This is a genomic window from Streptomyces sp. NPDC091292, assembly GCF_044757265.1.
Taxonomy (GTDB): domain Bacteria; phylum Actinomycetota; class Actinomycetes; order Streptomycetales; family Streptomycetaceae; genus Streptomyces.
In genome coordinates this window covers 500,030-514,671 of sequence record NZ_JBIVUQ010000002.1, presented here as the reverse complement: position 1 = coordinate 514,671, position 14,642 = coordinate 500,030, and the positions used below count along the sequence as shown (strand labels likewise).

At 71.1% G+C, this 14,642-nt stretch carries 15 protein-coding genes; 9 read left to right on the top strand and 6 right to left on the bottom strand.

The window, feature by feature from the left end:
- The first annotated feature begins 78 nt into the window (after positions 1-78).
- From ACIQNU_RS10400 to ligD, 5 genes are all read left to right on the top strand, one after another.
- Complete coding sequence (locus tag ACIQNU_RS10400; RefSeq protein ID WP_401363744.1) at positions 79-438, top strand: ArsR/SmtB family transcription factor; 360 nt, start codon at positions 79-81, stop codon at positions 436-438.
- 332 nt (positions 439-770) lie between these two features.
- Complete coding sequence (rho, locus tag ACIQNU_RS10395; protein ID WP_401363741.1) at positions 771-1,931, top strand: transcription termination factor Rho; 1,161 nt, start codon at positions 771-773, stop codon at positions 1,929-1,931.
- Between the two features lie 50 nt (positions 1,932-1,981).
- Positions 1,982-2,353 carry a hypothetical protein gene (locus tag ACIQNU_RS10390; protein ID WP_401363738.1) on the top strand — a complete coding sequence of 124 codons (372 nt, stop codon included), beginning with the start codon at positions 1,982-1,984 and terminating at the stop codon, positions 2,351-2,353.
- Between the two features lie 29 nt (positions 2,354-2,382).
- Complete coding sequence (locus ACIQNU_RS10385) at positions 2,383-3,123, top strand: DNA polymerase ligase N-terminal domain-containing protein (RefSeq protein ID WP_401363736.1); 741 nt, start codon at positions 2,383-2,385, stop codon at positions 3,121-3,123.
- A 6-nt stretch (positions 3,124-3,129) separates the two neighbouring features.
- Entirely contained in the window at positions 3,130-4,137 is a 1,008-nt protein-coding gene (gene ligD, locus ACIQNU_RS10380) for a non-homologous end-joining DNA ligase (protein ID WP_401363733.1), read from the top strand.
- 119 nt (positions 4,138-4,256) lie between these two features.
- Here ligD and ACIQNU_RS10375 read toward each other — a convergent pair whose 3' ends face one another.
- Positions 4,257-4,448 carry a DUF1059 domain-containing protein gene (locus ACIQNU_RS10375; protein ID WP_401363732.1) on the bottom strand — a complete coding sequence of 64 codons (192 nt, stop codon included), beginning with the start codon at positions 4,446-4,448 and terminating at the stop codon, positions 4,257-4,259.
- A gap of 259 nt (positions 4,449-4,707) precedes the next feature.
- Between ACIQNU_RS10375 and htpX the strand changes: the two genes are divergently transcribed.
- The 4 genes from htpX (at position 4,708) to ACIQNU_RS10355 (ending at position 8,579) form a co-directional block, all read left to right on the top strand.
- Positions 4,708-5,628 carry a zinc metalloprotease HtpX gene (htpX, locus tag ACIQNU_RS10370; RefSeq protein WP_401363729.1) on the top strand — a complete coding sequence of 307 codons (921 nt, stop codon included), beginning with the start codon at positions 4,708-4,710 and terminating at the stop codon, positions 5,626-5,628.
- A gap of 6 nt (positions 5,629-5,634) precedes the next feature.
- Entirely contained in the window at positions 5,635-6,213 is a 579-nt protein-coding gene (locus ACIQNU_RS10365; protein ID WP_401363726.1) for a hypothetical protein, read from the top strand.
- Positions 6,214-6,337: 124 nt separating this feature from the next.
- Positions 6,338-7,378: a PHP domain-containing protein gene (locus ACIQNU_RS10360; RefSeq protein WP_401363723.1), complete on the top strand. Its 1,041-nt coding sequence runs from the start codon at positions 6,338-6,340 to the stop codon at positions 7,376-7,378.
- An 88-nt stretch (positions 7,379-7,466) separates the two neighbouring features.
- Positions 7,467-8,579 (top strand): glutathione S-transferase family protein, encoded by a 1,113-nt coding sequence (locus ACIQNU_RS10355; RefSeq protein ID WP_401363720.1) that lies wholly within the window; start codon positions 7,467-7,469, stop codon positions 8,577-8,579.
- Positions 8,580-8,591: 12 nt separating this feature from the next.
- Here the strand turns inward: ACIQNU_RS10355 and ACIQNU_RS10350 are convergent, their stop codons facing one another.
- From ACIQNU_RS10350 to ACIQNU_RS10330, 5 genes are all read right to left on the bottom strand, one after another.
- Positions 8,592-9,332, bottom strand: coding sequence for a hypothetical protein (locus ACIQNU_RS10350; RefSeq protein WP_401363717.1), 741 nt, complete (start codon positions 9,330-9,332; stop codon positions 8,592-8,594).
- Positions 9,333-9,381: 49 nt separating this feature from the next.
- Positions 9,382-10,113, bottom strand: coding sequence for an MgtC/SapB family protein (locus ACIQNU_RS10345; protein WP_401363714.1), 732 nt, complete (start codon positions 10,111-10,113; stop codon positions 9,382-9,384).
- A gap of 3 nt (positions 10,114-10,116) precedes the next feature.
- Positions 10,117-11,490: a nitrate/sulfonate/bicarbonate ABC transporter ATP-binding protein gene (locus ACIQNU_RS10340; protein ID WP_401363711.1), complete on the bottom strand. Its 1,374-nt coding sequence runs from the start codon at positions 11,488-11,490 to the stop codon at positions 10,117-10,119.
- An 83-nt stretch (positions 11,491-11,573) separates the two neighbouring features.
- Positions 11,574-13,337 carry an ABC transporter permease gene (locus tag ACIQNU_RS10335; RefSeq protein ID WP_401363708.1) on the bottom strand — a complete coding sequence of 588 codons (1,764 nt, stop codon included), beginning with the start codon at positions 13,335-13,337 and terminating at the stop codon, positions 11,574-11,576.
- Positions 13,338-13,738: 401 nt separating this feature from the next.
- The gene (locus ACIQNU_RS10330; protein ID WP_401363705.1) at positions 13,739-14,557 is read right to left on the bottom strand and encodes a VOC family protein; all 819 of its coding nucleotides are present in this window, start codon (positions 14,555-14,557) and stop codon (positions 13,739-13,741) included.
- Between the last annotated feature and the right edge of the window lie 85 nt (positions 14,558-14,642).

Sequence of the window (14,642 nt, the reverse complement as noted above, 5' to 3'; positions counted from 1 at the left end):
CCCTTCCGGATCCGGCCCCGGGGACCGTCGGCGCGCGCCACGGTGGACATGCCCGCTCCCCGGCCCCATTATGTGCGTATGAGCGCACGCATGCACCTGTCATCTGCGCACGATGCGCATCCGCGTACCCCCGGCGAGGAGCAGTTCGCTCTCGCCGCCGAGCTGCTCGCCCTGCTCGGCGACCGCACACGCCTGGCGCTGCTGCACCAACTCGCCCGGGGAGAAGCCGATGTGAGCACCCTGACCGAGGCCGTCGGGGCCGCACGGCCCGCCGTCAGCCAGCATCTGGCGCGGCTCCGCCTCGCCGGACTCGTCGGCACCCGCAAGGACGGCAGGCGGGTGATCTACTCGCTGGGCGACGGGCATCTGCGCCGGGTCGTCGACGAGGCGCTGAGCCTGGCGGACCACCGCCTGACGGACCGCCCCGCACACGACTGACCGAGAACCCGAACCAGGCCGGGCACCGACCAGCACCGACCACCACCGACGGGAAAATCGCCACACCGCCCCTCCCCCGTGCTACTCTGCACGCAGCACTTGTGTACGCCGTGCATCGGCGCCGGTGCTCTTCTCCTTCTCCGCTGTGACCGTGCTCGTCCTCTCGACCGGCACATCGTGACCGGCGATCCAGCGAAGAATTCTTCACCTTTAATCCCGGCCGCGGACTTTCCTGTCCGCCCGCACCAGGCGTGACGTCCCCGCCACCCAGTTCTGCCGGGCTGCCCCACTTCTCGTCTGCACGACCCCGTCCGCGAAAGGACCACACGTACATGACCACCACACTCGAACACCCCACGACCCAGCGCCCCACCGAGATCCCGGCGGCCGGCGTTCTGGACATCACCCCCCAGGGCCACGGATTTCTGCGCGGCCCCGATCTCCTGCCCTCGCCCGACGACGTCCAGGTGGCCTCGGCCCAGATCCGCCGCCATGGACTCCGCAAGGGCGACACCGTGACGGGCACCTCCGCCGAAGGAACCCGCAACCGTGGCCGGCAGCGCGCCCTCCTCAAGGTCGAGCAGGTCAACGGCCGCGCCCCGGAAACACTGCGCGGCCGGCCCGCCTTCCACGACATGACACCCCTTCACCCCCGCGACCGGCTGCGCCTGGAGAGCAAGGCGGGCGGCCTGACGATGCGTCTGGTCGACCTGATCTCCCCGGTCGGCAAGGGGCAGCGCGGCCTGATCGTGGCCCCGCCCAAGACCGGCAAGACGGTGCTCCTCCAGCAACTCGCCGCCGCCATCGCCGAGAACCACCCCGACTGCCACCTCATGGTCGTCCTCCTGGACGAACGGCCTGAGGAAGTGACCGACATGCGCCGTTCGGTACGGGGTGAGGTCCTGGCCTCGACCTTCGACCGTCCGGCCAAGGAACACACCGCCCTCGCCGAACTGGCCGTGGAACGCGCCAAGCGACTCGTCGAACAGGGCCAGGACGTGATCATCCTCCTCGACTCGCTGACCCGGCTGTGCCGCGCCCACAACAACGCGGCCTCGTCCGGCGGACGCACTCTCACCGGTGGCGTCGACGCCGCCGCGCTGATCGGGCCCAAGCGGTTCTTCGGCGCCGCCCGGCTCACCGAGGAGGGCGGCTCCCTGACCATCCTCGCCACGGCCCTGGTCGAGACCGGCTCCCGCGCCGACGACTACTACTTCGAAGAGCTGAAGAGCACCGGCAACATGGAGCTGCGGCTCGACCGGTCCCTCTCCGACAAGCGGATCTTCCCGGCCGTCGACATCACCACCTCCAGCACCCGCCGCGAGGAACTTCTCGTACCGCAACAGGAGTTGGCCGTCGTCCGCGGCCTCAGGCGCGCCTTGTACGGCCGTGACAGCCAGAGTTCCCTGGAAGCGCTGCTCGACCGGCTGCGCGGCACACCGACCAACGCGGCCTTCCTCCGCGAGGTCCACCACACCGTCCCCGGCGGCTGACTGGGCCGTTTCCGGTCACCGGCGCCGACCCCGATGCCCTGGCCGCCCTGATGGCCGACTTCCCCAACGAGGACGAGTTCGACGACGAGGACTCCTACGAGGCGGCGTACGAGGCGTGGCAGGAGCGGGAGTATCAGCTCCTGTGGCCGGAAGAGCGCACGTTCGGCGCCATCTGCCTGTGCCATCTGGGCTGCGCCCTGCGCCAGTGGCTGATCGTGTCCGGGCCGGAGGCGGGCCGCGTCTGGGACGACCACCGTGCCGACGGCGTCGACATGGACCCGCTGTACGACGCACAGGGCCGGCCGATGGGCTTCGCGGACTGGTATCTGGGCCAAGGCTCTGCGCCCCTGACCACCTCCGATGCGCGTCCGCGCCCCCCGCGCGATCATGGAGTACGGGGGTCCGTCGATCGTCCCGGGTAGCGGGCGGGCCCGGAGGAAGGGAGCCGGCCATGGGTGAGCCGTCCCAGGGCGACAAGGACACGCTGCGGGCCTACCGCGACAAGCGCCGCTTCGACCGGACCCGGGAACCCCAGGGTCGGCGTCCGGAGCCGGACAGCCCCTCCGTGCCGTCGGACGAAAGGCCCCGGTTCGTCGTACAGATCCATGACGCGCGCACCATGCACTTCGACTTCCGCCTCGAAGTCGACGGCGTGCTCAAGTCCTGGTCGGTGCCGAAGGGCCCGTCCACCGATCCGCACGACAAGCGGCTCGCCGTGCCGACGGAGGACCATCCGCTGGAGTACCGCGAGTTCGAGGGGGTCATCCCGGCCGGTGAGTACGGCGGTGGCACCGTCATCGTCTGGGACCACGGCACCTACCGGCCGATGAGCCACGACCGCCGTAAGCGTCCGGTCCCGTTCGCCGCGTCCCTGGAGCGCGGCCACGCCACCTTCTGGCTCGACGGCGACAAACTGCACGGCGGGTACGCGCTCACCCGCTTCCGTGACGCCGACACCGACGGCGGCGGCGATGGGGGAGGCGGGGGTGGGCGCGGGAAAGCGGCCTGGCTCCTGGTGAAGACCGCCGACGGCCGCGCCCGGGAGGACGGCCATGGGACGCCCGACCCTCGAAGGGCCCGTTCCGTGCGCAGTGGTCGCACTCTGCGTCAGGTCGCCGAGCACCCGGAGGCCACCTGGCACAGCGACCGATCGGGGCGCGGCCAGCGCGCATCCGGGCCCCCGGAGGGGTGAGCCGGAGTGACCGGCCTGCTGGGCACGCTGCCACCCGACCTCGTGGCCCTGCTGTCCGTCGCACCGCCGGGCGTCGAACTCGCCGCCCGCCCCATGCTCGCCACGCTCAGTGACCGCCGCCACTTCTCGGATCAGTGGATCTTCGAACGGAAGCTGGACGGCGTCCGGATCCTCGCCGTGCGCGAGCACGGCACCGTCACCCTGCTGTCCCGCTCCGGCAGACAGGTGGGCGACACCTATCCGGAGATCGTCGATGCCCTGGCGGCCCAGGAGTGCGCGGACTTCACGGTGGACGGCGAGATCGTGGCGTACGCGCACGGCCGCACCGACTTCGGTCTGCTCCAGCAGCGCATGGGGCTCACCCAGCGGTGGGACGTCGCGTCCAGCGATGTCGCCGTGACCTACTACGTCTTCGACCTGCTGCGCCTGGAGGGCGCCGACACGACACGGCTGCCGCTGCGGACACGCAAGTCCCTGCTGCGCCGCGCCCTCACCTTCCGCCCGCCGCTGCGGTTCACGACCCATCGCAACGCGGGCGGCGCCGACCTGCTGGCCGATGCCTGCGCGCGGGGCTGGGAGGGGCTGATCGCCAAACGGGCGGCGAGCCGCTACCAGTCACGCAGGGCGGCCGACTGGCTGAAGCTCAAGTGCGCCCGGGGCCAGGAGTTCGTCATCGGCGGCTTCACCGAACCCTCCGGCAGCCGCGCCGGATTCGGCGCCCTGCTGCTCGGCTACTACGAGGCGGGGACGCTGCGTTACGCGGGCAAGGTCGGCACCGGGTACACGTACCGGACGCTGCTGGAGCTGCGGGCCCGGCTGGACGAGCTGCCGGCGCCGCACTCTCCGTTCGGCGACCGGGTGCGGGAGCCCCGGGTGCACTGGGTCGCGCCACGGCTCGTCGCGCAGGTCGCGTTCGCCGAATGGACCCGGGACGGCATGCTGCGCCACCCGCGCTTCCTCGGCCTGCGCGACGACAAGGACCCGACCGAGGTCGTACGCGAGTCGGCCGCGTAGTCGAGGTGATGGCGACCCTCGCCGCCGTGGCACACACGGACCGTGCCCGGCATCTCTCGCTCGGTCACGGCCCGTGGGCTGAGCATCGAGTGACTGGATCAAGGCCCTGAGCAGCCGGATCAGGCGTGCTGGGGCATTTCGTCCTTGAGCATCCCGCGCAGTTGGCTCCGCAGCTCCGGGGTGTTCTGGTGGCCGTGCACGGAGGCCGCGTGTTCGGCGGCGGCGCGGACCACTTCCTCTTCCTCACCCGAGATGGTCAGGGTGCACTTGGACTCGCTCGGGTAGTCCCGGCAGTCGGCGACCTTACGCATGGTGTGCCTCCCGGTGGCGTACGGGTTCCCCTCCAGCGTCCCTCCGTTTCCGGCCCGTGGGAACCCCGGAACGGTGCTCCGCGTTGTACCGGTACAGCAGGATTTGACCGGAGCAATGCCCTGATTTGACCCCGGCCACCGTCCGCCGCTGTCTTCCGGTCGTCCGATGACGGACCATGGAAGGACCAGGCCAGGCCGCCGCCGCGCCCCCGCGGTGCGACCTGGTCCGAACTGACTACCGGATTCCGAGGTGGTGGCGATGCAGAGCCGCTTCGAGCCCGACCGGCGACTGACCGCACGCATGGCGGTCACACTGTTCCTGCTCGGATTGTTGTACGTGATCTTTGTGGGCGCACTCGTCGTCCTGCTGAAGTCCTGGGTGCTCGTCGTCGTCATCGCGGGCGGGATGCTCTGGGCCCAGTACTGGTTCTCCGACCGCATCGCTCTCTACGCGATGCACGGCCGCATCGTCACCCCGGAGGAGGAACCCCACCTCCATGGCGTGATCGACCGGCTGTGCGCCACCGCCGACATGCCGAAGCCGGAGGTCGCGGTCTCGGACATGGACCTGCCGAACGCGTTCGCGACGGGCCGCAACGCCGACCACGCGGTCATCTGCGTCACGACGGGCCTGCTGCGCCGTCTGGAGCAGGACGAGCTGGAGGGCGTCCTGGCGCACGAGCTGTCGCATGTCGCGCACCGGGACGTCGCGGTGATCACCGTCGCGTCGTTCCTCGGTGTCATCGCCGGGCTCGTGGTCCGGTTCGCGCTGTACTCCGGCATGCTCGGACGCCGCCGCGACCAGAACACCGTCGTCATCCTGATGGCCGTGATAGGCGTGTCGGCCGCCGTGTACGCGATCAGCTTCCTGCTGATCAGGGCGCTGTCCCGGTATCGCGAGCTGGCCGCCGACCGGGCCGCCGCCATGCTCACCGGACGGCCGTCCGCACTGGCGTCGGCGCTGACGAAGGTCTCCGGCGACATCGCGCGGATCCCCACCAAGGATCTACGGACCGCGCAGGCGTTCAGCGCGTTCTACTTCGCGCCCGCCATCAGCGGTGAGGCCGGCAAGACGATCTCGCAGCTGTTCTCGACCCACCCGAGCCTGGAGAAGAGGCTGGAGCAGTTGGCCTCGATCAGCGCACGGCTCGGCGGGCAGTCCGCGGACCAACGGAGCTGAGTGCTGATGGGTTTTCTCGACACACTGCTCGGCCGGACGAAGCCGGTCGCCCCGAACCTGGATCAGCTGTTCGCCCTCCCCTCGGCGGCGATCACGCTCCAGGCGGCGACCGACTTCACCCCGACGGGAGTCGGCTCGGTGTGCTTCGCGACCGTCGAGGGCGCCGAGTTCTCCCGCATCCACGACGACGCGATGGCGCTGCTTGAGGCCGACAAGGACCGGCTGGGCTCACCGGTCGAGATCAGCCGGGACCCGTACGGCTACTCGTGGCTGGTCTCGCGGCGCGCGCCGGACGACCTGCCCGCTCTCGTCAGCGATCTGCACGCGGTGAACACCGCGCTGGAGGGGACGGGGTTCGGGCCGCAGCTCCTGTGTTCCCTGGTCGGGTTCCACGATGCGGGGGGCCGGCAGCTCGCGCTGGTCTATCTCTACAAGCGCGGCTCCTTCTATCCCTTCGCGCCGCTGCCGGGCGAGCATCGCGACAATCCGCTGGAAATCCAGGTGCGGGCGGTGCTCACGAACGATCTGCGGATCGAGCCTGACCTCGCCCGCTGGTTCCCGCTCTGGGGCGCGCCGGGCCTCTGATCCGTCTCGGAGCCGCCCCGGAGCCGCCGTGCGCGGACCGGCCGGCCGGGCGAAGCTGGAGTACGGCCCGTACTGACGCCGGGCCGGTGGCCGTGGAGGCCCGTCCCGATGCCAGGAGGTGCCGATGGATCCCGTCGAGGCCCTTCGGCGGATCGCGTTTCTCCTGGAACGCACCCTGGCCCCGACCTACCGGGTCCGTGCCTTCCGTACGGCCGCCTCGGTCGTCGAAGCGCTCGGCGACGGCGAGGTGCGGCGGCGCGCGGCGGCCGGATCGCTGGAGTCGGTCAAAGGAATCGGCCCCAGGACGGCGGGCGTCGTCCGGGAGGCGCTGGACGGCGAGATGCCGGAGTATCTGGCCGATCTGGAGCGGGAGGCCAGGACTCCGCTCGCGACCGGCGGCGAGGAGCTGCGGCGGCTGCTGCGCGGCGACTGCCATCTGCACTCCGACTGGTCGGACGGCGGCTCCCCCATCGAGGAGATGGGCCGGACCGCCGCCTGGCTCGGCCACGAGTGGGCGGTGCTCACCGACCACTCCCCCCGCCTCACGGTCGCACGCGGACTGTCGCCCGAGCGGCTGCGCGAACAACTGGCGGTGGTGGCCGAACTCAACACGCGCTGGGCGCCGTTCCGGCTGCTCACCGGCATCGAGTGCGACATCCTCGACGACGGCTCCCTCGACCAGGAACCGGACCTGCTGGACCAGCTCGACCTCGTGGTCGTGTCCGTGCACTCCAAGCTGCGGATGGACGCGGGCGCGATGACCCGCCGGATGGTCGCCGCCGTCCGCGATCCGCACTCCGACGTACTGGGGCACTGCACGGGACGGCTGCTCGGTGAGCGGCGGCGGCCCGAGTCCCGGTTCGACGCGGACGCGGTGTTCGCCGCCTGCGCCGAGACGGGCACGGCGGTGGAGATCAACTGCCGCCCGGAGCGCCTCGACCCGCCCCGGGACCTGCTGCGCCGCGCGGTCGGCGCGGGCGTGCTGTTCTCCGTGGACACGGACGCCCACGCACCCGGCCAGCTCGACTGGCAGGTGTACGGCTGCGCACGGGCCACGGAGTGCGAGGTGCCGCCCGAGCGCATCGTCACCACCTGGTCGGCGGACGAGCTGCTGACCTGGACCCGTACGCGGAAGACACCCGCGGGAGCGCACGCGACGGGCTGACAGAACGACAGGGAACGACTCGGACGGCCGGACGAAGAGCAGGAACAGTGCGAAAGGGACGACGAAGCCGACGGAAAGGCAGCCAGTCATGACCCCCACGAACGGCCGAGCCGACGACGGGGCCGGCGCACAGGCCACGGCCGACGCCCCGGGAGACAGCAGGGCCCAGGGTGGCGGCAAGGCCCCGGAAGGCAATGAGGTGTACGGCCGCAAGGCGTTCAAGCGGTCCAGGAGCCACTTCGCGGACCGCGTCACGGCGGACGGCCGCGACGGCTGGCCCGTCGAGGCGGGCCGGTACCGGCTCGTCGTGAGCCGTGCGTGCCCCTGGGCGCATCGCGCGGTCATCTCGCGGCGGCTGCTCGGTCTGGAGGGCGCCGTGTCACTGGCGATCGCCGATCCGATCCAGGACCACCGCAGTTGGCGGTTCACACTCGATCCGGACGACCGCGATCCGGTCCTGGGCATCCGGTATCTGTCGGAGGCGTACGACGCGCGCGAGACGGGGTATCCGGGCGGGGTGAGCGTGCCCGCGCTCGTCGACGTACCGAGCGGACAGCTCGTCACCAACGACTTCCAGCGGATCACCCTCGACTTCGCCACCGAGTGGACCGCGCTGCACAGGCCCGGCGCCCCCGATCTGTATCCGGAGCCCTTGCGCCACGAGATCGACGAGGTCATGGACGGCGTCTACCGGGACGTCAACAACGGGGTGTACCGGGCCGGATTCGCCACGGACCAGGCACAGTACGAGGCCGCAGCCGACGGGGTGTTCCGCCGTCTGGACAAGGTGGCGCGGCGCCTCGCCGACCGCCGCTATCTGGTCGGGGACACCCTCACCGAGGCCGACATCCGACTGTTCACGACGCTGGTCCGGTTCGACGCGGTCTACCACGGCCATTTCAAGTGCAACCTGTGGAAGCTCGCCGAGAACCCGGTGCTGTGGGCGTACGCCCGTGACCTCTACCAGACACCCGGTTTCGGCGACACGACGGACTTCGACCACATCAAGCGGCACTACTACCAGGTGCACACGGGCATCAACCCGACCCGGATCGTCCCCATCGGCCCCGATCTGTCGGGCTGGCTGACGCCGCACCACCGCGAGAAGCTGGGCGGTCGCCCGTTCGGCGACGGCTCCCCTCCGGGCCCGGTACCGGCGGGCGAGGAGGTCCCCGCGACGGGTCGGCCCCCGCTGCTGTAGGTCCGGTCCGGGTCAGCGGGTCGGGGCGCCGCCGACGAGGTCCGTGGCGCGCTGCCGCAGGCGGGCCCAGCGCCGGTCGTGGCGGTAGGCGCGTTTTCGGGAGCGGGCGCGTGCCCTGGGGCGGCGGCGGTAGAACCGTCTGGCCCAGGGGGACGCGGGCCGGGCCAGGCGGACCGCGCCGAACAGGGCGACGAAGGGCACCAGGATGCCGAGGACCGCCATGCGGGCCTTGCCCTTGACCAGTGCGACGAGGGAGAACAGCAGGTTCAGGGCGACCGTGAAGGTGACGTTGAGACGGTCGTGCAGCTCCGAACTGGTCAGCCCGTCGACCCCGAACGGGGAGAAGCCGGCCAGGAGGAGTGCCGCGAGCGCCATGGTGATCAGGACGATCTCGACGCTCTTGGTGCCCTCCCTGGTCCAGTACACGTCGCTCATGTGCAGGACCAGCGCGAACTCGTCAAGGACCAGTCCGGTGCCGGCGCCGAAGAGAACGGCGGCGAACCCGGAGCCGAAGCCCTGATTGCCGCCCGCGATGACAGCGAATCCGCCGACGACCATCAGGACGATGCCGGGCACCACATGGTGGACGTGCACCCCGCCCGGCGTGACATTGCGGAAGGGCCCCTTCCCGGCGCGGATCATCCGCGTGATCACCCGCGTCAGTACAAAGGTGACCACGAACGCGACCAGGGCGAGCAGCAGCGGGAGCTTGCCCGGTTCGACGATGTTGCGGTACCACCAGCTGCCGTACACACAGTCCATCGTCCCCAGCTACGCCCCGCCGGGCCAGCCGAAGCACTAGCTAGGTGACGTGCCGCCAGGACGCCGAGACGACCGAGGGTTCCATGCTGATCCGTGCGACCGTGCTCTCGACGGTCGTGCTGTCCGTGCCCTGCACGGTGATCTCGGCCCGGATACGCACGTGACCGCCATGACCGCTCTGGCCGCTCTGGCCGCTCTGACAGCCCTGACCGTCCTGGTCGGCGAGTCCTGCGGAGTGCACGGCGTGCAGCCGGCTCTCGGAGTCCCGCAGCGACTGGACGAGCAGCGTCCGGACGTGGGCCTCGTCGCGGGCGGCGACCACGGCCTCGACGCAGAACGGTGTCGGGACCTCTCCCCCGGACCCGGGGGAACGGTCGAGGCGCTGCGCCATCCCGCGTACGGCCGTGTTCACGGCGACGATCGCGGCGGCTCCCGCGAGCGCGTATGCGGGCCTTCCGGCTCCGGCGAGGCTGCCGACGGCGGCCGAACACCAGAGGGTGGCGGCGGTGTTCACGCCGGAGATGTTCATCCCGTCGCGCAGGATCACCCCGGCGCCGAGGAAGCCGATACCGGAGACGACCTGGGCCGCGACCCGGCTGGGGTCCCCCGCGCCGAAGGAGCTGGAGAGCAGGACGAACAGCGCGGAGCCCGTCGCGACGAGGGTGTGGGTGCGCAGCCCTGCCATCCGCTGGCGCCACTGGCGTTCGATGCCGATGAGCGCGCCGGCGAGCATTCCGGCGGCCAGACCGGTGGCGAAGGTGAGGGCGGTCATGGCTCACTCCTTCCGGGGCGTGGTGGCGGGGGTCTCCTCGGGGTCGATGCGGTACTCCTCGGGCTCGGCGTCGTAGCGGAACAGTTCGGCGTAGCGGCCCCAGTCGGTGGCCGTGTCGAGCTGCCGGGTGACCTGTTCGCTCGTGTAGTGGTGGGCGAGCAGGTCGCGGAAGAATCCGGCGCGCAGGGCGCCGCCCGGGTTCTGCGCGAGGCTGCTGGTGATCAGCTTGACGAGCGGGGCGCGCGGCGCGGCTTCGGCGAAGATCGTCTTGGACTCCTGGACGTCGGCGCCCGCGTAGGCGGTGCCCTGCGGGGTGAGCAGCAGGTCGTCGCCGCTCATATGGGCGAAGTCGAGCAGGTCGAGGGCGTCGACCAGGGGCAGGATGTCGTCGACCTCCAGGCCGAGGTCCTCGGCGAGGTCGGCGAGGTCGCACCGGCCGCCCCGGTGCAGGACCATCTCGGCGAGTCCGGACAGGCCGTCGACTCCGGCGCCGGGCAGCGGGGTGTTCGCGGGGGTCCGCCGGTCGTGCTCGGCGTTCTCGCTCCGCCCCGCGAGCCGGCCCTCCTTGTGGCGGCCGGTCATGGTGCGGTAGACGCGGTCGATGAGGTCGTCGAAGGCCGCCGACTCACGGTCGCGGGGACGGTCGAGGCCGACCTCGAAGGTCTCGCGGATGGTGCCGTACGGGCGGGCGCCGAGGACGACGATCCGGTCGGCCATCAGTACGGCCTCCTCGATGTTGTGGGTGACCAGGACGATCGCGCGGGTCGGGAACTGTCCCGACTCCCACAGCTCCATCAGCTCGCCGCGCAGGTTCTCTGCGGTCAGGACGTCAAGGGCGGAGAACGGCTCGTCCATCATCAGGACGTCCGGTTCCACGACGAGGGCGCGGGCGAAGCCGACGCGCTGGCGCATTCCGCCGGACAGTTCCTTCGGGTACGCGGACTCGAAGCCGTCGAGGCCGATCAGGTCGATGGCCTGCAAGGCGGCTTCGGCTCGGGCGGCGGCGGGCACACCCTTGGCCTCCAGGCCGAGTTCGACGTTCTGCTGGACGGTCAGCCAGGGCAGCAGGGCGAAGGTCTGGAAGACCATGGCGGTGCCGGGGTTGGCGCCGGTGAGCGGGGTGTCCTTGTAGGCGACGGTGCCGGAGCTGGTGGGGACGAGTCCGGCCATGCAGCGCAGCAGGGTCGACTTGCCGGACCCGGACTTGCCGAGCAGGGCGACGACTTCGCCGGCCCTGACCTGGAGGTCGATGCCGGACAGGACGGGCAGTTCGCCGTCGGCGCCCGCGTAGGACTTGGTGAGGGCGACGGTTTCGACGAGGACTTCGCCGTCGGCGGGGCGGGTGGTGCCGGGGGTGTGGGAGGTGTTCAGCGCCATGATGTGCTCCTTGGTGCGGGAAGCGTCGGTGGTGAGCGGAGGGAGGCCGGGGCGCCCGGGACGGCAGGCGGAGCGGCGACCGGTCAGAGCGAGTAGCGGGCTTCGGCCAGCCGGTAGAGGCGGCGCCAGAGGAGCCGGTTGAGGGCGACGACGTACAGGCTCATGACGGCGACGCCCGCGATCAGGCGGGGGAAGTCGCCCGCCGCGGTGGCCTGCGCGATGTAGGCGCCGAGGCCGGTCGCGGTGAGGGTGGTGCCGCCGAAGGTGACGACCTCGGAGACGATGGACGCGTTCCAGGCGCCGCCGGACGCGGTGATGCCGCCGGTGACGTACGCGGGGAAGATGCCCGGGATGATCAGCCGCCGCCAGCGCTGCCATCCGGTGACGCCGAGGTCGTCCATGGCCTCGCGCAGATCGGTGGGGATGGCCATGGCACCGGCGATGGTGTTGAAGAGGATGTACCACTGCGCGCCGAGCGCCATCAGGAGAATGCCGCCGATGTTGATGGACAGCCCGGTTCTGAGGAAGAACCAGACGGCCAGCGGGAAGAGGAAGTTGGCGGGGAAGCTCGCCAGGATCTGCACCACCGGCTGGGCGACCCGGGTGAGCCGGGGCGAGAAGCCGATCTTCACGCCGATGGGGACCCAGACCAGGGTGGCGACGGCGACGAGGACGAGGACCCGGGCGAGGGTGGCGAGGCCGAGCAGCAGCGGCTCGCCGAACACGCCGAGGCCCGTACGGTCGTTGAGGTATCCGGCCAGGTCGGCGAGGCCCCAGAGGATCAGTCCGCCCGCCACGACCGTGAAGACGACGTCGCCGGTGCGCTGCCGGGTGCGGTGGACGGTGAGGGGCTGGTCGTCGACGCCGAAGACGCGGCCGGCGCGGCTGAGGGTCCGGCCCACCGGGCGCAGGACGCCGCCCGCGATCTGCGGCCAGTGGGAGCGGCGCAAGAAGTCGAGAACGAAGGAGCGCTGGATCTCGCCGGCCTCGGACTGCTCGTTCTTGAAGCGTTCCGCCCAGGCGGTGAGGGGCCGCCAGAACAGGAAGTTCACGCCGGTCACCATGACCGCCATGGTGAGGATCGCCCAGCCGACCTTGCCCAGGTCGCCCTCGGTGATCGCGGCCCCGGCATAGGAGCCGACGCCGGGCAGCGTGTACTCCTGGTTGTTGACGCTGATGGCCTCCGACGCGACGAGGAAGAACCAGCCGCCGCCGAAGCTCATCATGCCGTTCCAGACGAGCCCGATCATCCCGGCCGGGACCTCGACCTTCCAGAACCGCATCCACCGGGTGAAGCGGAACGACCGTGACAGCTCGTCGAGTTCACGGGGCAGTGAGGTCAGCGCGTAGTAGAAGCCGAAGGTCATGTTCCAGGCCTGCGAGGTGAAGATCGCGAAGATCGACGCGCATTCGAGTCCGAGCATCGAGCCGGGGAACAGGGCGATGAACCCGGTCACGGCGACGGTGAGGAAGCCGAGGACGGGGACGGACTGGAGGATGTCGAGCGCCGGGATCAGGATCCGCTCCAGGCGGCGGGAGCGGGCCGCCGCGTAGGCGTAGCCGAAGGTGAAGACGATCGACGCGGCGAGCGCCGCGAACATGCGCAGCAGGGAGCGGGCGGCGTCGTAGGGCAGTTGGGACGGGTCGGTGTCGACCTTGACGTTCTGTGTCGGGCTGAAGGACACCGTCGTGCCCTGGCCGACCCGCAGGACGACATAGATCAGGACGAGGACGGCGGCGGCGATCACCAGGTCCACCCAGGACAGGCGGGGCAGCCGCGTGGAGAGGCGCGCCGAGAGCGGGGTGCGCTCGACGCCCGAGGCGGCTTTGTCCGTACGGAACGACATCACAGGGACCTCCGGCCCCACTGTGGGCACGCCGCCGTGCCCGGCCGCGGAAGAAGACACGACGGCGTGGCGCGGGGGTCGCTCAGGAGGGGCGCTCACTCAGGAGAAGGGCGAAGAAAGGGAACAGCGCGCGCCGGGACGCGGCCTCCGCGCGGTGCGCGGGCCGTCGTCGGCGCTCGGACTACGAGATCAGCGGGTGCCCGGAAGGCAGCCCGGACTGGGAGGTTCCGCACCCATGGCCGCCTCCTTCGGTGAGAGCTGTTCCCCCATGCGCGCGGCGTGCGCGGCGGGGTCCGACCCCCTGAGTGTGCCGCTTCTTGCGTGGATACGCAAATAAGGTCGTCGGTCCACGCGGGCGGGACCGCACAAGCCGCCCAACGGCAGCCGACCGGGCCCCGGACTCATCTGCGCGGAGTGCCCCTCGTGACGGTGAAAAGGCCGCCGTCGGGGTCGCGCAGGGTGGCTTCCGGGCCGAGCGCGGTCACCTCCCGCGCGACGAGCGCGCCCCCGCTGTCGAGGGCGGCCTGGACGCAGAACTCCACGTCGGGCACCGGGAAGTACACCTGCCAGCGGGGCCGGATCGTCGGGTCGACGGCGGCTTCCAGGGCGCCGGAGCTGAGCCGCGCCACGACATGGCCGCCGCTGCGCAGGACGACCTCGTCGTCCTCGTAGCCGACCTCGCAGCTGCCGGGTCGGTCGCTGGCCCACTCCAGGACCTCGCCGTAGAAGATCGCCGCGTCGAAGGCGCTGCGGGTGCGCAGCCGCAGCCAGGCGGGGGCCTCCTTGTGCCAGACGTCCCAGCCCGCGTAGAGGCGGCCCTCCCAGATCCCGAAGGTGGCTCCGTCGCGGTCGGCGGCCAGGACACCGCGGCCCGAGGCGAGCGCGATGGGGCCGACGGCGACGGTGCCGGTGCGCTCCCGGATACGGGCCGCCGTGACATCCGCGTCGGCGACGGCGAAGTACGGGGTCCAGGCCACGGCGACCTGGAGGGCTGTGGCCAGGGAGCTGATACCCGCCACGGGTACGCCGTCGCGCGAGGCCACGCTGAAGTCGTCGCCGAGCCGGCCCTTGTGGAACTTCCAGCCGAGTACCGCGCCGTAGAACTCCTGTGCCGCCTCCAGGTCGCGTGCCATCAGGCTGACCCAGCACGGCGCGCCGAAGACGGCCTCGGTCGTGATCGAGTGGGCGGCGGTGTCCGCCGCTGACGTTTCCTTGTCCATCGCAGGCAGTGTCTCCCTCGTGGGAAGGCACCACGGACAGTTGGCTGCCGGGGCGCGCTCACCTCTGTTGACGCCCGCCGCGGCT